This is a genomic window from Streptomyces sp. NPDC050263, from assembly GCF_040655955.1.
In the GTDB taxonomy this organism is placed as follows: domain Bacteria; phylum Actinomycetota; class Actinomycetes; order Streptomycetales; family Streptomycetaceae; genus Streptomyces.
In genome coordinates this window covers 1-23414 of the sequence record NZ_JBFAKW010000104.1, presented here as the reverse complement: position 1 = coordinate 23414, position 23414 = coordinate 1, and the positions used below count along the sequence as shown (strand labels likewise).

Here is a 23414-nt window from a genome sequence, read left to right as displayed (position 1 = left end):
CCTGCGAACCCGTACCCCTCTTGCAAAGGAGTCCCTCATGCCCGTGCGCTCCGGATGGCTGTCCCCCGACGGCCAGTCGCGCGAGGACACCCGCCTCGTCTCACTCGGCGCCCTGACGCCCACCTCGCCGGTCGCCACCCGCTCCGGTGTGCTGCCGGGCTCCTCCGAAGGCCTCTACCGCATCGCCGGCTTCACCCTCACCGGCACGTCGAACAGCATGTCCGCCACGGTCGGCCCCGGCCGCGCGCTGGTCCAGAGCACCGATGCCCGGGGCGCCTACCCGGTCGCCCTGACCGAGTACCTGCCCCTGACGTTCGCGGACGGCGATCCCCTGTACAGCCGCATCGATCTCGTCGTCCTGCGGATCTACGACGACGTCTACGACTCCGCCGACGCCGCCGGCCGCGCCGAGGCCGTCGTCGAGATCGTCCCGGGCACCCCGGCCGCCGCCCCGACCGTACCCGGCCTGCCAGGCCTGTCCCTGCCGCTGTACCAGGTCACCGTGGCGGCCAAGGCGAGCGCGGGCACCGGCGGCATCACCTGGAGCTCGGCGCTGGACCGGCGGACGGCCACGGTCGGCGTCGGCGGCATCCTCCCGGTGGTCTCCGACACCACGGGCGGCTCCTACCCGGGCCAGTACCGGGACCTGAGCGGCCGGCTCCAGCGCTGGAGCGGAACCGCCTGGACGGACTACCCGGTGCTGCCGACCTGGCAGAGCTGGACGCCGGCCTGGACGACCGGTTCCGGCCTGGCCACCCCGTCGTACGGCAACTCCGTCCTCAACTGCCGGTACGTCAAGTTCGGCACCACCGTGCACCTCAGCTTCTCGATCCAGTTCGGCACCACGACCAACTTCGGCACCAGCCCCCTCACCTCGGACAACTGGCGGTTCGCGCTGCCGACGCCCGCGTCCGCCGTCCACCAGATGGTCGGCTGGGCCGAGGCGGGCGCCTCCAACGGCGCGCGCGCCGTGTGCCGGATCTACCTCGGCACGACCGAGACCTTCGAGCTGGGCCTCGCCTCCGGCCGGCCCGACGCCACCGCCATGGTCACGCCCACCTGGGGCACCGTGGACTCCCTGACGCCGTGGACCTGGGCCGGCGGCCACGCCGTCCGGGGCACCGCCACCTACGAGGCCGCGTCATGACGACCACCAGCACGCCGTACCGGGCGATCTTCTGCGATCTGCGCACCGACGACACCATCGACATCCTGCCCCTGCGGGACGTCACCGTCGACGACTACATCGGCAAGCCGGGATCCCTCTCCGGCACCATCCCGGTCCCCAACGCGGAGATGGCCGCCCGGGTCCGCCGTATCGAGGAGGGCCGCACCTCGGTCTACCTCCAGCGCGGCAACGACCTGTGGTGGGGCGGCATCATCTGGACGTCCACCCTGCAGAGCGACGACCGGGGCGTGCTCACCCTCGGCATCCAGGCGGCCACCTTCGAGTCCTACGCGGGCCGCCGCCGCATCCGCCAGGACCTCGCGTTCACCGGCGCCGACGACCAACTGGAGGTGGCGCGACGGCTGTGGCGGCACCTCCAGACCGGTGAGCTCGTCGAGGCAGTCGACGACGACGACGGCGACGGGGTGCCCGAGGGCCGGGGCGAAAAGGGCGACGTCACCGCCGTCGTCGGCGGCGACATCGGCGTCACCTTCGGCAACGAGTCCTCCCCGGCCAGGCGCGCGGTGTCGTACCGCGACGGCGACGAGACCGTCTACCTGGAGGCGATCGACGCGCTCGCCGCCCTGGAGAACGGCTTCGAGCACTACATCGCCGTCTACCGCGACCCGGTCACCGGCACCCGCGTCCGCCGGCTGCGGCTGGGCAGCCCGAAGATCACCACCGGCACCACCGACCTGGTGATGGACCGGCCCGGCACGATCCTGTCGTACACCTTCCCCCGCGACGCGACCCGCGGCGGCACCACCGCCCGGGCCCGCGGCGCCACCGACAACACCAACCAGGCCGTGGAGTCCCGCCCGCTCTTCGCCGACGCAGACATCCCCGTCGGCGAGGACCTGATCAAGGTCGGCTACCCGCGCATCGACCTCGCCTCGGACCACAACGACATCGCCGGCATCCCGGTCCTGCGCTCGCTGGCCAACGCCGAACTCGCCGAGGGCGTGGGCGCGGTGGTGATCCCCGAGATCAGCGTCCGCCTCGACGACCTGGTGCCGTCCGCGCTGCTGGGCCGCACCGTCCGCCTGAGGATCACCGACGAGTGGTGGACCGAGGGCCTGGACGCCCGCTACCGGATCGTCGGCGTCAAGGTCAGCCCGGCCCAGCGCGGCCGCCCGGACACCGCCGAGCTCTACCTGGAGGAGGTCTGATGCCCCAGCTCCCCGAAGACATCATCGACCGGCTCACCCAGCTGGAACGCCGCATCCAGCAGCTGTCCACCGCCGTGAACACCCGACCCGCGCTCAACACGATCACCGGCGGCGAGGTGGAGATCAAGGACGGCGCGCTGAAGGTCACCGACGGCGGCACCTTCGTGGTCCAGCGACCCGGCACCGAGGATCCGATGTTCCGGGTCGGCTCCTGGAAGGGCGAGGAGTACGGCCTGGAGATCCACCGCCAGACCGGCAGCCTCGCCATGACCCTGTTCAACGGCGACAGCAGCGCCGGCTCGCTCCAGCCGCTGCGGATCTACGACAACGGCAACCGGGAGATCATCTCCGACGACGTCAACACCGGCGGCCTGGCCCGGCCCTGGCTGACCATGCTGCCGCCGCAGGACGTGACGCCGGCCCGCTGGCCGCAGTCCACGTCGACGGCCTGGACGACGATCGCGAGGTCGTACAACCCGGTCTGGCAGCCGAAGATGCGGCTCCGGGTGAGCACGAGCGCCAGCTCCGGCGCGACCGGCCAGGTCCGGGTGCTCGTCAACAGCGTCCAGTGGGGTCCCACGGTCGCCGCCGGCACCGAGTTCGACTACACGGACGTGATCGGCGCCGCCTTCTCCACGCTGTTCACCGGCACGGTCACGGTCGAGATCCAGGCCATCGTCACCACGACGTCCGGCACGGTCTACGCGACCCCGACCCTCATGCACGGCCGCCAGAGCTGACCCGAGGCGAACCCGAGGAAGGCAGCACACCCATGGACATCGACCCCACCCAGCCCTGGGGCCTCGCGATCGACTACGCGGGCCGGGCCACCCTCACCGAGAACGGCCACACGATCCACGTCAACGTCTCCGACACCAGCCTCAGCTCGATCATCGGGCCCGACTCGATCACCGGCACCTACTCGGCCGTCAACATCACCGCCCAGTTCACCCGGAGCGGCGAGGGCGGCGTCGCCCTGCGCGGCTACGGCCGGATCACCGTGATGCCCGTCGGCACGGAGCCGGTCGTCCCCGACCGGACGGCGATCCAGCGCGCGGTCGCCGCGGCCCTGGCCGACTTCGAGACCGACAGGGCCGCGTACGCCGCCCTGTGCGCCCGGTGGCAACCGGGCGACGGCAGCGAAGAGGGTGAGGGGGACGACACCGACACGGCCCCCGAGACCGACACGGAATCAGACACGGACACGGACATCGTCGTCTGAGGTCCTGACCGCCGCCCACCGACCCCGCCCCGAGCCGTTCCCCCGCCGGCCGGGGTTTTCTCATGCCCGGAACCACCCAGGGAGGCACCACCATGGCCAACCCCCTCTCCGCCGACGCCCTCGTGTCCGCACTGCGGGCCGAGGGCGTCACCGTCGTCGAGCACTCCGGCTGGCGCACCCACAACCGCAACCACAAGGGAAGCTGGGGCCCGGTCAACGGCGTGATCATCCATCACACCGTCACCTCCGGCACCAGCAACAGCGTGAGCCTGTGCTTCAACGGCCACTCCGCCCTGCCCGGCCCCCTCTGCCACGGCGTGATCGCCAAGGACGGCACGGTCCACCTCGTCGGCAACGGCCGCGCCAACCACGCGGGCAGCGGCGACGGCGACGTCCTGAAGGCCGTCGTCGCCGAGAAGGCGCTGCCCGCGCCCAACGAGAACGACACGGACGGCAACGTCCACTTCTACGGCTTCGAGTGCGTCAACCTCGGCGACGGCAAGGATCCCTGGCCCGCCGTCCAGCTGGAGGCCATGGTCCGGGCGTCCGCCGCGCTGTGCCGGGCGCACGGCTGGTCGGCCGGCTCGGTGATCGGCCACAAGGAGTGGACCGACAAGAAGATCGACCCGCGCGGCTTCGCGATGTCGGACTTCCGGATCAGGGTCGCGAGCCGGCTCGGCACCGGGCCCAGCGGCTCCACCGGCTCCGGCAATTCCGGCAACTCCGGTACGGCCAAGCCGAGTTACCAGCCCTTCCCGGGCGACGCCTGGTTCCGGAAGAACCCGAGGTCGGCGATCGTCACCGCGATGGGCAAGCGCCTGGTCGCCGTCGGCTGCTCCGAGTACGCCTCCGGCCCCGGCCCGCAGTGGACCGACGCCGACCGCCGCTCCTACGCGAGATGGCAGCGCAAGCTCGGCTACACCGGCACCGCCGCCGACGGCTGGCCCGGCGCCAAGTCCTGGGCCGCCCTGAAAGTCCCGTACAGCTCCTGAGAATCGAGGAACACGATGTCAGAGGCCGCCAAGCGCACCCTCCGCACCGTTCTCCAGACCGCTGTCGGCCTGTGCGTCCTGCTGCCGACGGTCGTCGACGCCGCCGGCCTCCCCGAGACCCTGCCCTGGGTCGCCGGCGCGCTCACCGCCGCCGCGGGCATGACCAGGATCATGGCCCTGCCCGCCGTACAGACCCTGCTGCCCTCGTGGCTGCGCACGGACGCCCGGCCGAACGAGGACACCGAACTGCTGTCACTGGCCCGGACGACCGGCGAACGGGGCGACGCGTGAACGAACCCTTCTCCGACCCCGCCGCCGTGGCTCTGGAACTGGAGCGGCTGCGCGGCGCCGTCGAGGCCGGGTTCGCCCGGGTCGACGGCTCGCTCGCCCTGCTGGTCCAACGCAGCGACCAGACCGACAAACAGCTCGCCGACCACGAGCACCGCCTCGACGCCCTGGAACGCTCCCGCTGGCCGCTGGCCAGCATCGGCGCCCTGGCCGCCCTGGCGACGATCGCCGTCGCCGCCTGGGAACTGACGGCACGCTGAAACGCCGAAGGGCGGTCACCCCGTACGAACCGGGGTGACCGCCCTTCAGAACCAACTACTACTGGTTGTACGGACCGTAGTCGTAGTCCTCCAGCGGAACGGCCTGGCCGGAGCCCGTGCCGAACGGCGAGTAGTCGATGTCGTCGTAACCGACGGCCGAGTACATCGCGGCCTTGGCCTCTTCGGTCGGCTCGACCCGGATGTTGCGGTAGCGGGCGAGACCCGTACCGGCCGGGATGAGCTTACCGATGATGACGTTCTCCTTGAGGCCGATCAGGGAGTCGGACTTGGCGTTGATCGCCGCGTCCGTCAGCACCCTGGTCGTCTCCTGGAAGGACGCCGCCGACAGCCAGGACTCCGTGGCCAGCGAGGCCTTGGTGATACCCATGAGCTGCGGACGACCGGAGGCCGGGTGACCGCCCTCCTGCACCACACGACGGTTCTCGACCTCGAACTTCGAGCGCTCGACGAGTTCGCCGGGCAGCAGCTCGGCGTCGCCGGACTCGATGATCGTCACGCGGCGGAGCATCTGCCGGATGATGATCTCGATGTGCTTGTCGTGGATCGACACACCCTGCGAGTTGTACACCTTCTGGACCTCGCCGACCAGGTGGACCTGGACGGCACGCTGACCCAGGATGCGCAGCACGTCGTGCGGGTTGGTGGCACCCACGGTGAGCTTCTGGCCCACCTCGACGTGCTCGCCCTCGCTGACCAGGAGACGGGCGCGCTTCGAGATCGGGAACGCCGTCTCGTCGCTGCCGTCGTCCGGCGTGATGACGATCTTCTTGGTCTTCTCGGTCTCCTCGATCCGCACGCGGCCCTGGGCCTCGGAGATCGGGGCGACACCCTTCGGGGTACGGGCCTCGAAGAGCTCGACGACACGCGGCAGACCCTGCGTGATGTCGTCACCGGCCACACCACCGGTGTGGAAGGTACGCATCGTCAGCTGGGTGCCGGGCTCACCGATGGACTGGGCGGCGATGATGCCGACCGCCTCACCGATGTCGACCAGCTTGCCGGTGGCCAGCGAGCGGCCGTAGCACATGGCGCAGGTGCCGACCTGGGACTCACAGGTCAGGATCGAGCGGGTCTTGACCTCCTCGACGCCGTGCCGGACCAGCTGGTCGATGAGCACGTCGCCCAGGTCCACGTTGGCCGGCGCGATCACCTTGCCGTCGATGACGACGTCCTCGGCGAGCATGCGGGCGTAGACGCTGGTCTCGACGTCCCCGGCCTTGCGCAGAACGCCGGTCTCGTCCTTCGAGGCGATCCGCAGCTTCAGACCGCGCTCGGTGCCGCAGTCCTCCTCGCGGATGATGACGTCCTGCGAGACGTCCACCAGACGACGGGTCAGGTAACCCGAGTCGGCGGTACGCAGGGCGGTGTCCGCCAGACCCTTACGGGCGCCGTGCGTGGAGATGAAGTACTCCAGCACGGACAGGCCCTCACGGAAGGACGCCTTGATCGGACGCGGGATGGTCTCGTTCTTCGCGTTCGACACCAGACCACGCATACCGGCGATCTGCCGCATCTGCATCATGTTTCCTCGGGCACCCGAGTCAACCATCATGAAGATGGGGTTCGTCTTGGGGAAGTTCGCGTTCATCGCCTCGGCGACCTCGTTGGTCGCCTTGGTCCAGATCGCGATGAGCTCCTGCGTGCGCTCTTCCTTGGTGATCAGACCGCGCTCGTACTGCTTCTGGACCTTCTCGTCCTGCGCCTCGTAGCCCTTGACGATCTCCTTCTTCGCCTCGGGAACGACGACGTCGGAGATGGCCACGGTGACGCCGGAACGGGTCGCCCAGTAGAAGCCGGACGCCTTCAGGTTGTCGAGCGTCGCCGCCACGATGACCTTGGGGTAGCGCTCGGCCAGGTCGTTGACGATCTCGGAGAGCTGCTTCTTGCCCACCGAGTAGTCGACGAACGGGTAGTCCTCGGGCAGCAGCTCGTTGAAGAGCGCACGGCCCAGGGTCGTCCGCAGGCGGAAGGTGTCACCCTGCTGCCACTCCGGCTCGCCCTCCTCACGCGCCGGCGGCGTCCAGCCACGCGGCGGGATGGTGCCCACCGGGAAGCGGATGTCGATCGCCGACTGCAGCGCGAGCTCACCGGCGTCGAACGCCATGATCGCCTCGGCCGTGGAGCCGAAGGACCGGCCCTCGCCCTTGGTGTCACGCAGCTCGCCGTCGGTGGTGAGGAAGAACAGACCGAGGACCATGTCCTGGGTCGGCATCGTCACCGGACGGCCGTCGGCGGGCTTGAGGATGTTGTTCGAGGACAGCATCAGGATGCGCGCCTCGGCCTGCGCCTCCGCGGAGAGCGGCAGGTGGACGGCCATCTGGTCACCGTCGAAGTCCGCGTTGAACGCGGTGCAGACGAGCGGGTGGATCTGGATGGCCTTGCCCTCGACCAGCTGCGGCTCGAAGGCCTGGATGCCCAGGCGGTGCAGGGTGGGCGCACGGTTCAGCAGCACCGGGTGCTCGGCGATGACCTCTTCGAGGACGTCGTACACGACGGTGCGGCCGCGCTCCACCATGCGCTTGGCGCTCTTGATGTTCTGCGCGTGGTTCAGGTCGACCAGGCGCTTCATCACGAACGGCTTGAAGAGCTCCAGCGCCATCGCCTTCGGCAGACCGCACTGGTGCAGCTTCAGCTGCGGACCGACGACGATCACGGAACGCGCGGAGTAGTCCACACGCTTGCCGAGCAGGTTCTGACGGAATCGACCCTGCTTGCCCTTCAGCATGTCGCTGAGGGACTTCAGCGGGCGGTTACCGGGACCGGTGACCGGACGGCCACGACGACCGTTGTCGAACAGCGCGTCCACGGCCTCCTGGAGCATGCGCTTCTCGTTGTTCACGATGATCTCGGGCGCACCGAGGTCGAGAAGGCGCTTCAGGCGGTTGTTGCGGTTGATCACACGGCGGTACAGGTCGTTCAGGTCGGAGGTCGCGAAGCGGCCACCGTCCAGCTGCACCATCGGGCGAAGGTCCGGCGGGATGACCGGCACGCAGTCCAGCACCATGCCCTTGGGGCTGTTGCTGGTCTGCAGGAACGCGGAGACGACCTTGAGGCGCTTGAGCGCACGGGTCTTCTTCTGGCCCTTGCCGGTGCGGATGATCTCGCGGAGGCGCTCGGCCTCCTCGTCCAGGTCGAAGGACTCCAGGCGCTTCTGCAGCGCCGCGGCGCCCATCGAGCCGTCGAAGTACGTGCCGAAGCGGTCACGCAGCTCGCGGTAGAGGAGCTCGTCGCCCTCCAGGTCCTGGACCTTGAGGTTCTTGAAGCGCGTCCACACCTCGTCGAGGCGGTCGATCTCGCGCTGCGCACGGTCGCGCAGCTGCTTCATCTCCCGCTCGGCGCCTTCGCGCACCTTGCGGCGCACATCGGCCTTGGCGCCCTCGGCCTCGAGCTCGGCCAGGTCGGTCTCGAGCTTCTTGGCGCGGGCCTCGAGGTCGGCGTCGCGACGGTTCTCGATCTGCTGACGCTCGACGGAGACGTGCGCCTCCAGCGAGGGCAGGTCACGCGTACGACGCTCGTCGTCGACGAACGTGATCATGTACGCCGCGAAGTAGATGACCTTCTCGAGGTCCTTCGGGGCGAGGTCGAGCAGGTATCCGAGGCGCGACGGAACGCCCTTGAAGTACCAGATGTGCGTGACGGGGGCGGCCAGCTCGATGTGGCCCATCCGCTCACGACGCACCTTGGCGCGAGTGACCTCGACGCCGCAGCGCTCGCAGATGATGCCCTTGAACCGGACACGCTTGTACTTGCCGCAGTAGCACTCCCAGTCCCGGGTCGGACCGAAGATCTTCTCGCAGAAGAGTCCGTCCTTTTCGGGCTTGAGCGTGCGGTAGTTGATCGTCTCGGGCTTCTTGACCTCGCCGTGGCTCCACTGACGGATGTCGTCCGCCGTGGCCAGGCCGATCCGGAGCTCGTCGAAGAAGTTGACGTCGAGCACTATGCGTCAATCCCTCTCAGGGTTGTAAGTCTTGGGGTCTGATACGGGGGTCTCGGGGCCGGCCGGAGGCTCAGGGATCTTCATCGCTGAACCTCCGGACCGAACTCCCGTCAGACCTCTTCGACGCTGCTCGGCTCGCGCCGGGACAGGTCGATGCCGAGCTCCTCCGCCGCGCGGAAGACGTCCTCGTCGGTGTCACGCATCTCGATGGACATACCGTCGCTGGACAGCACCTCCACGTTCAGGCAGAGAGACTGCATCTCCTTGATGAGCACCTTGAAGGACTCGGGGATGCCGGGCTCGGGGATGTTCTCGCCCTTGACGATGGCCTCGTAGACCTTCACGCGGCCGGTCACGTCGTCGGACTTGATGGTCAGGAGCTCCTGGAGGGCGTACGCGGCGCCGTAAGCCTCCAGCGCCCACACCTCCATCTCACCGAAGCGCTGACCGCCGAACTGCGCCTTACCACCCAGCGGCTGCTGGGTGATCATCGAGTACGGACCGGTCGAGCGGGCGTGCAGCTTGTCGTCGACCAGGTGGTGCAGCTTCAGGATGTACATGTAGCCGATGGAGATCGGGTCCGGGAACGGCTCACCGGAGCGGCCGTCGAACATCCTCGCCTTGCCGGTCGGCTGCACCATGCGCTCGCCGTCGCGGTTCGGGATGGTGTGCTGGAGCAGACCCGCCAGCTCGTCCTCGCGCGCACCGTCGAAGACCGGGGTCGCGACGTTGGTGCCGGGGGCGACCGAGTCGGCGCCGATGACCTGGAGCCGCTGCGCCCAGTCCTCGCCGAGCCCGGAGACGTCCCAGCCACGGCTGGCGAGCCAGCCGAGGTGGATCTCCAGAACCTGTCCCGGGTTCATTCGGGACGGCACACCGAGCGGGTTGAGGATGATGTCGACCGGGGTCCCGTCCTCGAGGAACGGCATGTCCTCGATGGGCAGGATCTTGGAGATGACACCCTTGTTGCCGTGTCGGCCGGCGAGCTTGTCACCGTCGGTGATCTTGCGCTTCTGCGCAACATACACACGGACCAGCTGGTTGACGCCGGGCGGCAGCTCGTCGCCCTCCTCGCGGTCGAAGACGCGGACGCCGATGACCTTGCCGATCTCGCCGTGCGGGACCTTCAGCGAGGTGTCACGGACCTCACGGGCCTTCTCACCGAAGATCGCGCGCAGCAGGCGCTCCTCCGGGGTCAGCTCGGTCTCGCCCTTGGGCGTGACCTTGCCGACGAGGATGTCTCCGGCGACGACCTCGGCGCCGATGCGGATGATGCCGCGCTCGTCGAGGTCGGCGAGGACCTCCTCGGAGACGTTCGGGATGTCCCGGGTGATCTCCTCGGGGCCGAGCTTGGTGTCACGGGCGTCGACCTCGTGCTCCTCGATGTGGATCGAGGAGAGGACGTCGTCCTGCACGAGGCGCTGCGACAGGATGATCGCGTCCTCGTAGTTGTGACCCTCCCACGGCATGAACGCCACGAGCAGGTTCTTGCCCAGCGCCATCTCGCCGTTCTCGGTGGCCGGACCGTCGGCCAGGACCTGGCCCTCGATGATCCGGTCGCCCTCGTCGACGATGACCTTCTGGTTGACCGAGGTGCCCTGGTTGGACCGGGCGAACTTGGCCAGGCGGTACGTGATGTACGTGCCGTCGTCGTTCGTCGTGGTGATGTAGTCCGCGGAGACCTCCTGGACCACACCCGCCTTCTCGGCCTTGACCACGTCACCGGCGTCGGCTGCGGAGCGGTACTCCATGCCGGTGCCGACGAGCGGGGCCTCGGACTTGATGAGGGGCACGGCCTGACGCATCATGTTCGCGCCCATGAGGGCACGGTTGGCGTCGTCGTGCTCCAGGAACGGGATCATGGCGGTCGCGACCGACACCATCTGGCGCGGCGAGACGTCCATGTAGTCGACGTCGTCACCGGGGACGTAGTCGATCTCTCCGCCACGACGGCGGACCAGGACGCGGGACTCCTCGAAGCGGAACTCGTCGGAGAGCGGCGCGTTGGCCTGCGCGATGACGAAGCGGTCCTCCTCGTCGGCGGTCAGGTAGTCGACCTCGTCGGTGACCGTGCCCTCGACGACCTTGCGGTACGGCGTCTCGATGAAACCGAACGGGTTGATCCGGCCGTAGGAGGCCAGCGAGCCGATCAGACCGATGTTCGGGCCTTCCGGCGTCTCGATCGGGCACATACGGCCGTAGTGCGACGGGTGAACGTCACGGACCTCGAAGCCGGCCCGCTCACGGGAGAGACCACCCGGGCCGAGCGCGTTGAGACGACGCTTGTGCGTCAGACCCGACAGCGGGTTGTTCTGGTCCATGAACTGGGACAGCTGGCTGGTGCCGAAGAACTCCTTGATGGAGGCGACGACCGGCCGGATGTTGATCAGGGTCTGCGGCGTGATCGCCTCGACGTCCTGGGTCGTCATCCGCTCACGGACGACGCGCTCCATACGAGCCAGACCCGTGCGGACCTGGTTCTGGATGAGCTCGCCGACGCTGCGGATACGACGGTTGCCGAAGTGGTCGATGTCGTCGGTCTCGACCATGATCGAGCGGCCGGACTCGGCCACCGTCTCGGTCTCGCCGGCGTGCAGCTTCACCAGGTACTTGATCGTGGCGATGATGTCGTCGGTGGTGAGCACGCCGGCGTCCAGCGGCTCGTCCGCACCGAGCTTCTTGTTCACCTTGTAGCGGCCGACCTTGGCGAGGTCGTAGCGCTTGGGGTTGAAGTAGAGGTTCTCGAGCAGCGTCTGCGCGGCCTCACGGGTCGGCGGCTCGCCCGGACGCAGCTTGCGGTAGATGTCGAGCAGCGCGTCGTCCTGGCCCTGGGTGTGGTCCTTCTCCAGGGTGGCGCGCATGGACTCGTACTCGCCGAACTCCTCCAGGATCTGCTCGGTCGTCCAGCCGAGAGCCTTCAGGAGAACGGTGACGGACTGCTTGCGCTTGCGGTCGATGCGCACACCGACCATGTCGCGCTTGTCGATCTCCATCTCCAGCCAGGCGCCCCGGGAGGGGATGATCTTGGCGGAGAAGATGTCCTTGTCGGACGTCTTGTCGATGGAGGAGTCGAAGTAGACACCCGGCGAACGGACCAGCTGCGACACCACGACACGCTCGGTGCCGTTGATGACGAAGGTGCCCTTGTTCGTCATGAGCGGGAAGTCGCCCATGAAGACCGTCTGGGACTTGATCTCGCCGGTCTCGTTGTTCGTGAACTCGGCCGTCACGAAGAGCGGGGCCGCGTACGTGAAGTCACGGTCCTTGCACTCGTCGATGCTGTTCTTCGGCGGCTCGAAACGGTGGTCGCGGAAGGTCAGCGACATCGACCCGGAGAAGTCCTCGATCGGGGAGATCTCCTCGAAGATCTCCTCCAGACCGGACTTCGTGGGGACGTCCTGACCGGACTCCAGAGCCGCCTCGACCCGACTCTGCCAGGCGGTGTTCCCGAGCAGCCAGTCAAAGCTCTCGGTCTGCAACGCGAGCAGGTTGGGAACCTCGAGGGGCTCCTTGATCTTTGCAAAGGAGATGCGCAGCGGGGCAGTGCTGGCGCCGTTGTTCGTATTCGCGGTCGAGGCGTTGCGCGAGGCGGCCAAGAGGGGGTCCTTCCGAGGGCTCGGACTCACTACGCGCGTACCGGCCCCTCTCTCGCGCACAGCGACAGACATTTCTCAATCTGGCAAAAGGCCAGGTGAGACATGGTCTGATCGTCCGGGCTAAAGGGAGGGCATGCCCCTGGTGACGGGCAGGGGACAGCTAACAGGCAGCGCAAAGGGTCAGTGTAGCCACTTGGCACACTGATGTCCAGTGCGGGTTTTTCGAGACCCTCGTTGTTCTCAACGCCCTCGGTCCGGTAGCCCTCAACGCACGGTCATACTGCCCACTTCGCCGTCGATCCATGCCTCGGATTCGGATCCTTGTGACGACGCGTCCTGAGAATTGCGCGCTGCGTGCGGTTCGTCAAGGCCCCCCTGCACCGGCCAAGGCGCTCGGAGACACGACGAAGATCACCATACCCCCCGGTCAGGGGGGTGCAAGGCAACCGTGGCCGCGCTCCCAGGAACGACGAAGAGCGACCACCCAGATGGATGATCGCTCTTCGGTGCGCGGGCGTTACAGCCCCGAGGGGACTCTTTCAGCCAACGCGTGCGGTCGTCGCCGACCGCGCAGTGTTACTTGACCTCGACGGAGGCGCCAGCGGCCTTGAGGGACTCGGCAGCCTTCTCCGCGGCCTCCTTGGCGACCTTCTCCAGAACGGGCTTCGGGGCGCCGTCCACGAGGTCCTTGGCCTCCTTGAGACCCAGGGAGGTCAGCTCGCGCACGACCTTGATGACCTGGATCTTCTTCTCGCCGGCGCCGGTGAGGACGACGTCGAACTCGTCCTGCTCCTCGACGGCGTCGGCAACGGCGGCCGGCCCGGCCGGGCCGGCGACGGCGACGGCCGCGGCGGCGGTGACGTCGAACTTCTCCTCGAACGCCTTCACGAACTCGGAGAGCTCGATGAGGGTCATCTCCTCGAACTGCGCGAGCAGGTCGTCCTGGCTGAGCTTCGCCATGGTGGGCGATCCTTCCACTAATTCGGCTGGTGCCGGTATGTACTGGTGAGGCGGGCGTACGTTCGGCCCGCTACGACCGTCGCCTCAGGCGGCGGTCAATGCGCGAGCCGAATTACTCGGCACCGCCCTGCTCGGCCTGCTTGGCACGAAGCGCGTCCACGGTGCGGACGAGCTTCGAGGGGAGCGCCTGGAAGAGCGAGGCAGCCTGGGACTGCTTGCCCTTGAACGCACCGGCCAGCTTGCTGAGCAGAACCTCGCGGGACTCGAGGTCCGCAAGCTTCTTGATCTCGTCGGCGGACAGCGCCTTGCCGTCAAGGACACCGCCCTTGATGACGAGGTTCGGGTTGTCCTTGGCGAAGTCACGAAGACCCTTCGCCGACTCCACCGGGTCACCGGTGATGAAGGCGACCGCCGTCGGACCGTTGAAAAGGTCGTCGAGCGAGGAGATCCCGGCCTCGTTGGCCGCAATCTTGGTCAGCGTGTTCTTCACCACGGCGTACTGGGCGTTCTCACCGAGCGAACGACGCAGCGTCTTGAGCTGCGCCACGGTGAGACCCCGGTACTCGGTCAGCACGGCGGCGTTCGAACCGCGGAACGCGTCCGCCAGCTCGGCTACCGCGGCAGCCTTGTCGGGCCTTGCCATAGAGCGTCGGCCTCCTTCCGGGTGATGAGGACCGCTCAGAAGGGGCTGGGACAAACGAAACGCCCCGGCACAGGTGCACGGGGCGTAGCTCGACCGAACGAATTCCGTGGGCGGATTCCATCCGGGAGCAATTCCACAGTCACCTGCGCGGGTCGTCCGCATTGCAGCGGATCCTTCGGCCACCGCACTCTCCTGTGAGGGCACGGCAACGACCAGCGGTCTTTGGCTTCTCGAGGAGAGTACGTGAACGGGCCACCGGCAGGCAAATCCGCCCTCAGTCCCCGGCGGTGTCCAGCATCTCGGCCATGTCCATGGTGTCCGAGGCGGGCGGCGCCTTCACCGTCACGGGCTTGCCGAAGTCGAAGAAGGTGAGGGTGAGGTCGAGCTCGCCGTGCCGTCCGAAGCCCTGCATGCGCAGCCGCCGCGTGCGGTCCTCGGCGTCGATCCACAGGTCCATGGTCAACTCGTCCACGCCCAGCTTCTCGTACTGGGCGAGGCTCTTCTCGGTCCGCTGCCGGACCTTCGTCTCGTCGTCCTCGTAGGAGGCGCGGATGTCGTCGACGGTGGCCGTGCCCGTGTAGTGGGTGGTGCGGACGCCCTCGACGGTCTCGGCGCCGGCCTTCTTGAGGTCGTCGGCCGCGGCGAGGAAGCCGGTCTCGTGGGAGGGGTTGTCGCGGACCTTGTCGGCCATCCCGCCGTTGGCGCCCGGCTTGCCGAACTTGATCCAGTGCTTGCCGTCCTCCCCCGCCTCGTCGCTGCCCACGTACAGCACCCCGTCGACGAACCGGAACTCGCCCGTCCCCTTGTCGGGGCCGCTGAGCACGGTGGACTTCAGGAGCATGGCCTGCGGCTTCGTGCCGATCGCGGCCTCGCCCTCGATCCGCCCCTCCTCCGGGGTCCGGCCTGTCATGCGATAGCGCAGGGACCCGGGCTGCTCCGCCTTCTCGGCGGCCCGGGCGACGGCGGCCGCGGCGGCGGCCGAGTCGCCGCCGCTCTCCGTACCGTCCACCGCCGCGCACCCGGCGACGAGCAACGCGGACAGCCCGAGGACACCCACGGAAGACCTCATCCAATTTCCCCCAGAGAACCAGCCGGAGCGCCACCGACCCGGTGGGCCCATGGCGAACACATGGCCTATGCACAGCAAGACCGTGAAGGTATCCCAGAGGGCCGGGAGAGGTCCCGTGAATTACGAGCCGGCGCTCCCGCCCTGCTGCTTCACCAGCTCCGTGAAGTCCGCGGTGTCGCTCGCCGGGGGCACGTCCACGGAGACCTCGGTGCCGTAGTCGCTGTAGTAGGCGGTCTGCATATAGGCGCCCTCCGTCGTCTCGCCCTTCTCGACCTTCTTGACCAGGAGGTCCCGGTCGTCGACCCAGATGTCGACGGTCTCGGTGGTGACGCCGGCCTGCTCCAACGTCTTCTTCAGGTCGTCGAGCTGGCTCTGGCTGAGGCTGGAGTTCTTCTCGGCGAGGTCGCTCACGTCGACCGTCCCCGAGTAGTGCGTGGTCTGCCGGCCCCGCACCCGCTCCTCGCCGACCTCGCGCACATCCCCTGAGGCCAGCAGCAGCTTCACCGACTGGTTCGGGGTGGTGTTCTGCATCTGGTCCTTGAGATACGCACCGGAGCTGCCGCCGAGGCTCTCCAGGTCGTCGTACGCGTACTTGATCCAGTGCTTGCCGCCGGCCTGATCCGCGAAGGCGTCGCCCATCTTCGCGTAGTAGGCGTCGGGCAGATAGCGGGCCTCCATCGACGTGGTGCCGATCTGCCGCATCGTCTCGGCCATGGTGCCGCCGGTGTACGTGATGGTGAGGGTGCCGGTGAGGCCGTCGCCCCAGCCGAGGGCGCCGTCGGCGGTCATCGACATCACGGAGCCCATGGTGGTGGTCGACTCGACCTTCGCGGAGTCCGCGCCGTCGGTGGACTTCTCGGCGGTCAGCAGGGCGGCGACGGGGCTGAGCCGTGCGCTGCCCTCCCCACCCTTGTCGGAACTGCCGGAGTCGCCGGAGCCGCTGGAACCGCCGGAACCGCTACAGGCGGTCACCCCCGCCACCAGCGCCATCGCACCGATCGACAGGCCCACGCGGCGCACGATCGCACGCTTCATTCGCCCCACCCCCCAAGAATTTCCCGTGACTGCACGCTAACGCACAGCACTGACAACCGGCCGAGACTGCTGTACGAAAAAAGAGACGTACGACAAAAAGGGACGAGCCCCGCACCTCGAAAGGTTGCGGGGCTCGTCGCCGACCGATGCGAACCGTCAGGTTCAGACCGCGGCCGGGTCCTCCTCGACGAGAAGGTTCCGGGTGCGGTTGGGGTCGACCTGGATGCCGGGGCCGATCGTGGTGCTGATCGCGGCCTTCTTGATGTAGCGACCCTTGGCGGCGGACGGCTTCAGACGAAGGATCTCGTCCAGGGCCGCGCCGTAGTTCTCCACCAGCTTGGTGTCGTCGAAGGACGACTTGCCGATGATGAAGTGCAGGTTCGAGTGCTTGTCGACGCGGAACTCGATCTTTCCGCCCTTGATCTCCGTGACGGCCTTGGCCACGTCGGGGGTGACCGTGCCGGTCTTCGGGTTCGGCATCAGACCACGCGGACCGAGCACGCGGCCGAGGCGGCCGACCTTGCCCATGAGGTCCGGGGTGGCGACGACGGCGTCGAAGTCCAGACGGCCCTTCGCGACCTCGTCGATCAGTTCGTCGGAGCCGACGATGTCGGCGCCCGCGCCCTCCGCGGCCGCAGCACGGTCACCGGTCGCGAAGACCAGGACCCGGGCGGTCTTGCCGGTGCCGTGCGGCAGGTTCACGGTGCCACGGACCATCTGGTCGGCCTTGCGCGGGTCGACACCCAGGCGGAAGGCGACCTCGACGGTGCCGTCGAACTTGCTCGTGGAGGTCTCCTTGGCGAGACGGACGGCCTCGAGCGGGGCGTAGAGCTTCTCCCGGTCGATCTTGGCGTCCGCAGCGCGGAGGGACTTGCTGCGCTTGCTCACTACTGCTCCAGTGTGTCTTGAGGAGTCGTGGTACGGGCCGAGCAGGCCCTGCCACGGTGCTACGAAGGTGCTACGGGGCTGCGGTTCAGCCTTCGACCGTGATGCCCATGGAGCGGGCGGTGCCGGCGATGATCTTCGACGCGGCGTCCAGGTCGTTGGCGTTCAGGTCGGGCAGCTTGGTCGTGGCGATCTCGCGGACCTGCGCCTGGGTGATCTTGGCGACCTTGGTCTTGTGCGGCTCGCCCGAGCCCTTCTCGACACCAGCGGCCTTGAGGATCATCTTCGCGGCCGGCGGCGTCTTGGTGACGAAGGTGAAGGAGCGGTCCTCGTAGACCGTGATCTCCACCGGGATCACCCAGCCACGCTGCGACTCGGTCGCGGCGTTGTAGGCCTTGCAGAACTCCATGATGTTGACGCCGTGCTGGCCGAGCGCGGGGCCGACCGGCGGTGCGGGGTTCGCCGCACCGGCGTTGATCTGGAGCTTGATGAGCCCCGTGACCTTCTTCTTCTTGGGAGGCATTGCTCTCTCCGGGTCCTAGTGAGAGTTTTTCAGCCGTCCCATCCGGATGATCCGGATGGAGGCATACCGCACAACAATAACGGGTATCTATGCGCGGCCAAAAACCGAGCAGGTCAGGCGAGCTGTGACAGCCCGCCTGACCTGGTCGGAGGCGTGTGTTCCAGAGAAGCTAGTTCTTCTGGATCTGGTCGAAGCTCAGCTCGACCGGGGTCTCGCGGCCGAAGATCTCGACGAGGCCCTTGACCTTCTTCGAGTCGGCGTTGATCTCGTTGATCGTGGCCTGCAGCGTGGCGAACGGGCCGTCGGTGACGGTGACCGAGTCGCCCACCTCGAAGTCCAGCACCTGGACCTCGACCTTACGGGCCGGAGCCGGCTTGCCCTCGGCCTCGGCGGCCTCACGGGCGGCCTTCTCCTCGGCCTCCGGGGCGAGCATCTTGACGATCTCGTCCAGGGTCAGCGGGTACGGGTCGTAGGCGTTGCCCACGAAGCCGGTGACGCCGGGGGTGTTGCGGACGACGCCCCAGGACTCGTTCGTCAGGTCCATGCGCACCAGCACATAGCCGGGGAGCTTGTTCTGACGAATGGTCTTGCGGTCGCCGTTCTTGATCTGGACGACCTCTTCCTGCGGCACCTCGGCCTGGAAGATGTAGTCCTCGACGTTCAGCGAGACGGCGCGCTGCTCCAGGTTGGTCTTCACGCGGTTCTCGTAACCGGCGTACGTGTGGATCACGTACCACTCGCCGGGGAGGGTGCGCAGTTCCTCGCGCAGGGCGACGACGGGGTCGACGGGCTCGGCCGGCTCTTCTTCCTCGGCCTCTTCGACGACGTCCTCGTCCGCGGCTTCCTCGTCCTCATCCTCGACGTGGAGCGCGGCTTCCTCCGCGGGCTCGCCCGCTTCGGCCTCGGCAGCCTCGAACTCGTCCAGGTCATCGTCCGCGCCCTCGACGATGTCGAGCTCGTCGTCCACGGACTCGACGTCCTCGTTCAGGTTCTGGTCAGACACGGTGGCTGCTTCTTCCTGGATACATAGGGGTGGAACATGCGAAAGGGGCGCCGGATACCTCGGCGCCCTTCGCTCTTGGTTCAGCCGAAGACGTACTTGGCGGCGTGGCTGAGTCCATAGTCAATCACGGTCACCAGGCCGATCATGATGACCACGAAGACGATCACCACGGTCGTGTACGTCGTCAGCTGGCCCCGCGTGGGCCATACGACCTTGCGGAGCTCCGCGACGATCTGGCGGTAGAAGAGCGCGAGACGCTTCAGCGGGCCCTTCTTGGCGCGCTTGCCGCCCTTGCGGGTCTTCTTCGTCGCCTCAGGCACTTCATCCTGGGCATCAGGCGTATCGATGGAGCCCACGGCGTCCGCCATTCGTCCTCACCTGTTCCCGGGTCGTGGCCGTGCCGCGCCCGGTCTGAGCCGCACGGCGAGTGCATTGCTGTACGTACATGCGCTGCGCACACATCCTGGCGAGGTGTGTGTAGCAGGGCCGGAGGGACTTGAACCCCCAACCGCTGGTTTTGGAGACCAGTGCTCTACCAATTGAGCTACGACCCTTTGCGTCGTCCCCAACTTACCGCATCCGACCGGGTGCTCGGTGTGCACCTGTGGCGGTGCGGCTGTTGAAGGCCAACGACGTGTGAGTGTACGTGGTCTTGAGCGCCTCGTCGAACGGAAAGTGCCCGTGGAGGCTTCGTCCGTGAAAGATCGTCCGGTCCGAAGAGGGAAGGAGCGGCGAATCCGGACTGATGTTCAGCGCCCTGCCCTTACATGTTCAGTAGATGAAACCCGTGTGCCATGGTGGTTTCCGGTCTGAAACCATGGGCCCCATGAGCGCTGCAACCCCTCCCACCGAGCGCCGGGTCTCCGCCCGCGTCGGCGCGATCTCCGAGTCCGCCACTCTCGCCGTGGACGCCAAGGCCAAGGCCCTGAAGGCCGCCGGGCGGCCGGTGATCGGCTTCGGCGCCGGAGAGCCCGACTTCCCGACCCCGGACTACGTAGTCGAAGCCGCCGTCGCGGCCTGCCAGGACCCCAAGTACCACCGCTACACGCCGGCCGGCGGCCTGCCCGAGCTGAAGGCCGCGATCGCCGCGAAGACGCTGCGCGACTCCGGCTACGAGGTCGAGACCTCGCAGATCCTGGTCACCAACGGCGGCAAGCAGGCGATCTACAACGCGTTCGCCGCGATCCTCGACCCGGGCGACGAGGTCATCGTCCCGGCGCCGTACTGGACCACGTACCCGGAGTCGATCCGGCTGGCCGGCGGTGTCCCGGTGGAGGTCGTCGCCGACGAGACGACCGGCTACCGGGTCTCCGTCGAGCAGCTGGAGGCGGCGCGCACCGAGAACACCAAGGTCGTGCTCTTCGTCTCCCCGTCCAACCCGACCGGCGCGGTCTACAGCGCCGAGGACACCGAGGCGATCGGCCGCTGGGCCGTGGAGCACGGCCTGTGGGTGATGACGGACGAGATCTACGAGCACCTCGTCTACGGCGACGCCACGTTCACCTCGCTGCCGGCCGTCCTGCCCGAGCTGCGCGACAAGTGCATCGTCGTCAACGGCGTCGCCAAGACGTATGCGATGACCGGCTGGCGGGTGGGCTGGATCATCGGCCCGAAGGACGTCGTCAAGGCCGCGACCAACCTGCAGTCGCACGCCACCTCGAACGTCTCCAACGTGGCGCAGGTCGCCGCGCTGGCCGCCGTCTCCGGTGATCTGTCGGCCGTCGAGCAGATGCGCGAGGCCTTCGACCGCCGCCGCAAGACGATCGTGCGGATGCTCAACGAGATCGACGGCGTGCTCTGCCCGGAGCCCGAGGGCGCCTTCTACGCGTACCCGTCGGTGAAGGGGCTGCTCGGCAAGGAGATCCGCGGCAAGCGCCCGCAGGACTCCGTCGAGCTGGCCGCGCTGATCCTGGAGGAGGCCGAGGTCGCGGTGGTGCCGGGTGAGGCCTTCGGCACCCCGGGCTACCTGCGGCTGTCGTACGCGCTGGGCGACGAGGACCTCGTCGAGGGCGTGAGCCGCATCCAGAAGCTGCTGGCGGAGGCCAGGGACTGAACCTGCTCTTGAGAGCAGGTCGGCGGGCCGTCTCCTTCGGGAGGCGGCCCGCTGCTTTGTGCGAGCAAGGCCACTATCGGGGAAAGCGCTACCGAGACCACGCGCGCGTGCGGCAGGATCCTTGAATGGAGCGTGTACGTGATGTCTCTGAACTGCCTAAAGCCCATCTGCACCTGCACTTCACCGGGTCGATGCGGGCCACCACCGTGCTGGAACTGGCCGACAAGTACGGCGTGCGGCTGCCCGAAGCGCTGATCGAGGCGCTGACGAGCGGCGAGCCGCCGAAGCTGCGGGCCACCGACGAACGGGGCTGGTTCCGCTTCCAGCGCCTCTACGACGCGGCACGCTCGTGCGTGCGGGAGCCCGAGGACATCCAGCGGCTGGTGCGGGAGGCCGCCGAGGAGGACCTGAAGGACGGCTCGGGCTGGCTGGAGATCCAGGTGGACCCGACCTCGTACGCGCCCCGGCTGGGCGGGCTGATCCCGGCGCTGGAGATCATCCTGGACGCCGTGGAGACGGCCTCGCGCGACACCGGGCTCGGGATGCGGGTGCTGGTCGCGGCGAACCGTATGAAGCATCCGCTGGACGCCCGCACCCTGGCCCGGCTGGCCGTCCGGTACGCCGACCGCGGGGTGGTCGGGTTCGGGCTGTCGAACGACGAACGGCGGGGCATGGCACGGGACTTCGACCGTGCGTTCGCGATCGCGCGGGACGGCGGGCTGCTGTCCGCCCCGCACGGCGGCGAGTTGACCGGCCCGTTCTCCGTCCGCGACTGCCTGGACGATCTGCACGCCAACCGGCTGGGCCACGGGGTGCGGGCGGCCGAGGACCCCAGGCTGCTGAAGCGGCTCGCCGACCGCGGCGTGACCTGCGAGGTGTGCCCGGCGTCGAACGTGGCTCTGGGGGTCTACGAGAAGCCGGAGGACGTTCCGCTGCGCACCCTGTTCGACGCGGGCGTGCCGATGGCCCTGGGCGCCGACGACCCGCTGCTGTTCGGCGCCCGCCTCGCGGCCCAGTACGACATCGCCCGCCGCCACCACGCCTTCACGGACGAGGAGTTGGCGGAACTGGCCCGCCAGTCGGTACGTGGTTCGGCGGCCCCGGAGGACGTACGGGCCAAGCTGCTGGCGGGCGTGGACGACTGGCTGGCCTCGTAGGCCGGTCCCGCATTCAGGCGGCGACGCCCGCGAGGAGCGTGCGCGCCAGGCGGGCGGCGAAGTCGTTCGGCTCCGGCCGCTCCTGCGTCGCGTCGTACGCGAACGCCCGCTGCGCGCAGGCCCCCATCAGCAGCGAGGCCGCGGCGAACGGGTCCGCGTCCGCCCGCACCCGGCCGATGCCCTGCTCGGCCCGCAGATAGGCGGCGAGCTGCTCGATCGGCACGTGCGGCCCGGCGCCCAGTCCCCGCATGGCCTCGTCGTGCCGTCGCTTGAGCTGTGTCTCGGCGTACAGGGAGGCCGCGATCGGGAAGCTCTGCTCATAGAAGAGGGCGGCCTGGCGGGCGATCTCGGTGAGGTTGCCCTCCAGGGTGCCGCGTCCGGGCTCGGCCGCGAGGCTGCTGAGCAGCGGGGTGAGCCGCGGGAGCCGTTCGCTGAGGACCCTGATGAACAGCTCCTCCTTGTTCGCGAAGTACTTGTAGAGCGCCGCCTCGGAGCAGCCGGCCGCCTTCGCGATCTCCTTGGTGGTGGCACGGGTCAGTCCGACGGTGAGCATCAGCTCGTGCGCGGCGTCGAGGATGCGGACGCGGGCCGGTCGATCCATGCGGGTTCCCCTCTTGACGGGTGAGTGAATGCTTACCCACTCTAGAGGGAGGAGGTGGTGAGTGAATACTCACCCACCTGACCGGAGCAGAACCGAACTCGGGAGCGTGCCATGAAGTTCACGGTTTTCGGCGCCACCGGAGGCATCGGCGGGGAGATCGTCCGCCAGGCCCTGGAGGCGGGCCACGAGGTCACGGCCGTCGTACGGGACCCGGCCGGGCTCGCCGTCACCGGCGCCCGCCTGGAGGTGGTCCGCGCGGACCTGTCCGACCCGGAGGCACTGCGCCCCGCCGTGGCCGGCCGGGACGCCGTCCTGTCCGGGCTCGGCGCACGCGACCGCAAGGCCGCCGGGGTCGCCACCCGGCTCACCCGCACGGTGCTGTCGGCCCTGGAGGCGGAGGGCGTACGCCGGCTGCTCGTGGTGAGCGCCGGCCCGGTCGGCCCCGAGCCGGCGGGCGACGGATTCCTGGACCGCACGGTGCGCGGGATCGTCTCGGCCGCCCTGAAGGACGTGTACGCCGACCTGCGCGAGATGGAGGCGGAGCTGACGCGCAGCGCCACGGACTGGACGGTCGTCCGGCCGCCGCGGCTCCAGAACAAGCCGGTCACCGGGTCGTACCGGACGGTGGTGGGCGGCTTCCCGCCCAAGGGCCGGTTCATCGGACGCGCCGACGTGGCGCACGCGATGCTCGCCATGGTGGCGGACACGGGGACGGCGAAGCAGGGGGTGGGGGTGGCCTACTAGATGATCGATTCCAAGGGGTCAGTGATCGTAGGCGGTCAGTGAGCGTAGGACGGGCTGTCCGGTGGCGTCGTTGTGCCATATCGCTGCT

At 68.4% G+C, this 23414-nt stretch carries 21 protein-coding genes and 1 tRNA gene; 10 read left to right on the top strand and 12 right to left on the bottom strand.

The genetic code is table 11. The features are described 5' to 3' along the window. The first annotated feature begins 37 nt into the window (after positions 1 to 37). From AB0J04_RS33985 to AB0J04_RS33955, 7 genes are all read left to right on the top strand, one after another. The gene (locus AB0J04_RS33985) at positions 38 to 1147 is read left to right on the top strand and encodes a hypothetical protein (protein ID WP_363172455.1); all 1110 of its coding nucleotides are present in this window, start codon (positions 38 to 40) and stop codon (positions 1145 to 1147) included. Next, positions 1144 to 2337: a hypothetical protein gene (locus AB0J04_RS33980; RefSeq protein WP_363172454.1), complete on the top strand. Its 1194-nt coding sequence runs from the start codon at positions 1144 to 1146 to the stop codon at positions 2335 to 2337. The genes AB0J04_RS33985 and AB0J04_RS33980 overlap by 4 nt, the downstream gene beginning before the upstream one ends. Further along, positions 2337 to 3077, top strand: a complete 741-nt coding sequence (locus AB0J04_RS33975; RefSeq protein WP_363172453.1) for a hypothetical protein — start codon at positions 2337 to 2339, stop codon at positions 3075 to 3077. Before AB0J04_RS33980 ends, AB0J04_RS33975 begins: the two co-directional genes overlap by 1 nt. Before the next feature lie 32 nt (positions 3078 to 3109). Beyond that, positions 3110 to 3559 carry an ATP-binding protein gene (locus AB0J04_RS33970; RefSeq protein WP_363172452.1) on the top strand — a complete coding sequence of 150 codons (450 nt, stop codon included), beginning with the start codon at positions 3110 to 3112 and terminating at the stop codon, positions 3557 to 3559. A 92-nt stretch (positions 3560 to 3651) separates the two neighbouring features. Next, positions 3652 to 4551 carry a peptidoglycan-binding protein gene (locus AB0J04_RS33965; protein ID WP_363172468.1) on the top strand — a complete coding sequence of 300 codons (900 nt, stop codon included), beginning with the start codon at positions 3652 to 3654 and terminating at the stop codon, positions 4549 to 4551. A 15-nt stretch (positions 4552 to 4566) separates the two neighbouring features. Beyond that, positions 4567 to 4842, top strand: coding sequence for a hypothetical protein (locus AB0J04_RS33960; RefSeq protein WP_363172451.1), 276 nt, complete (start codon positions 4567 to 4569; stop codon positions 4840 to 4842). Then, positions 4839 to 5099, top strand: coding sequence for a hypothetical protein (locus AB0J04_RS33955; RefSeq protein WP_363172450.1), 261 nt, complete (start codon positions 4839 to 4841; stop codon positions 5097 to 5099). Before AB0J04_RS33960 ends, AB0J04_RS33955 begins: the two co-directional genes overlap by 4 nt. Before the next feature lie 58 nt (positions 5100 to 5157). Here the strand turns inward: AB0J04_RS33955 and AB0J04_RS33950 are convergent, their stop codons facing one another. The 11 genes from AB0J04_RS33950 to AB0J04_RS33900 form a co-directional block, all read right to left on the bottom strand. Next, positions 5158 to 9057, bottom strand: coding sequence for a DNA-directed RNA polymerase subunit beta' (locus AB0J04_RS33950; RefSeq protein ID WP_363172448.1), 3900 nt, complete (start codon positions 9055 to 9057; stop codon positions 5158 to 5160). A gap of 110 nt (positions 9058 to 9167) precedes the next feature. Beyond that, the gene (gene rpoB / locus AB0J04_RS33945; protein WP_363172447.1) at positions 9168 to 12653 is read right to left on the bottom strand and encodes a DNA-directed RNA polymerase subunit beta; all 3486 of its coding nucleotides are present in this window, start codon (positions 12651 to 12653) and stop codon (positions 9168 to 9170) included. 576 nt (positions 12654 to 13229) lie between these two features. Beyond that, positions 13230 to 13613, bottom strand: coding sequence for a 50S ribosomal protein L7/L12 (rplL, locus tag AB0J04_RS33940; RefSeq protein ID WP_363172446.1), 384 nt, complete (start codon positions 13611 to 13613; stop codon positions 13230 to 13232). Positions 13614 to 13725: 112 nt separating this feature from the next. Beyond that, positions 13726 to 14256, bottom strand: a complete 531-nt coding sequence (gene rplJ, locus AB0J04_RS33935; RefSeq protein WP_363172445.1) for a 50S ribosomal protein L10 — start codon at positions 14254 to 14256, stop codon at positions 13726 to 13728. A gap of 274 nt (positions 14257 to 14530) precedes the next feature. Then, positions 14531 to 15325 (bottom strand): hypothetical protein, encoded by a 795-nt coding sequence (locus tag AB0J04_RS33930; protein WP_363172444.1) that lies wholly within the window; start codon positions 15323 to 15325, stop codon positions 14531 to 14533. Positions 15326 to 15445: 120 nt separating this feature from the next. Beyond that, the gene (locus AB0J04_RS33925) at positions 15446 to 16360 is read right to left on the bottom strand and encodes a hypothetical protein (protein WP_363172443.1); all 915 of its coding nucleotides are present in this window, start codon (positions 16358 to 16360) and stop codon (positions 15446 to 15448) included. Between the two features lie 162 nt (positions 16361 to 16522). After that, positions 16523 to 17248, bottom strand: a complete 726-nt coding sequence (gene rplA / locus AB0J04_RS33920) for a 50S ribosomal protein L1 (protein ID WP_363172442.1) — start codon at positions 17246 to 17248, stop codon at positions 16523 to 16525. A gap of 85 nt (positions 17249 to 17333) precedes the next feature. Then, positions 17334 to 17768 (bottom strand): 50S ribosomal protein L11, encoded by a 435-nt coding sequence (rplK, locus tag AB0J04_RS33915; protein ID WP_019072313.1) that lies wholly within the window; start codon positions 17766 to 17768, stop codon positions 17334 to 17336. A gap of 169 nt (positions 17769 to 17937) precedes the next feature. Beyond that, positions 17938 to 18771 carry a transcription termination/antitermination protein NusG gene (nusG, locus tag AB0J04_RS33910; protein WP_363172441.1) on the bottom strand — a complete coding sequence of 278 codons (834 nt, stop codon included), beginning with the start codon at positions 18769 to 18771 and terminating at the stop codon, positions 17938 to 17940. An 80-nt stretch (positions 18772 to 18851) separates the two neighbouring features. After that, complete coding sequence (gene secE, locus AB0J04_RS33905; RefSeq protein ID WP_351903911.1) at positions 18852 to 19139, bottom strand: preprotein translocase subunit SecE; 288 nt, start codon at positions 19137 to 19139, stop codon at positions 18852 to 18854. Positions 19140 to 19252: 113 nt separating this feature from the next. Beyond that, positions 19253 to 19325 (bottom strand) — tRNA-Trp (locus AB0J04_RS33900). A 272-nt stretch (positions 19326 to 19597) separates the two neighbouring features. Between AB0J04_RS33900 and AB0J04_RS33895 the strand changes: the two genes are divergently transcribed. Beyond that, entirely contained in the window at positions 19598 to 20824 is a 1227-nt protein-coding gene (locus AB0J04_RS33895) for a pyridoxal phosphate-dependent aminotransferase (protein WP_363172440.1), read from the top strand. Between the two features lie 125 nt (positions 20825 to 20949). Beyond that, a complete protein-coding gene (locus tag AB0J04_RS33890) occupies positions 20950 to 21981 on the top strand; it encodes an adenosine deaminase (protein WP_363172439.1) in 1032 nt (343 codons plus the stop codon). Between the two features lie 13 nt (positions 21982 to 21994). Here AB0J04_RS33890 and AB0J04_RS33885 read toward each other — a convergent pair whose 3' ends face one another. Next, complete coding sequence (locus AB0J04_RS33885) at positions 21995 to 22582, bottom strand: helix-turn-helix domain-containing protein (protein ID WP_363172438.1); 588 nt, start codon at positions 22580 to 22582, stop codon at positions 21995 to 21997. Between the two features lie 111 nt (positions 22583 to 22693). Here AB0J04_RS33885 and AB0J04_RS33880 point away from each other — a divergent pair, with 111 nt between their 5' ends. After that, positions 22694 to 23326 (top strand): NAD(P)H-binding protein, encoded by a 633-nt coding sequence (locus AB0J04_RS33880; protein ID WP_363172437.1) that lies wholly within the window; start codon positions 22694 to 22696, stop codon positions 23324 to 23326. Positions 23327 to 23414 lie beyond the last annotated feature (88 nt).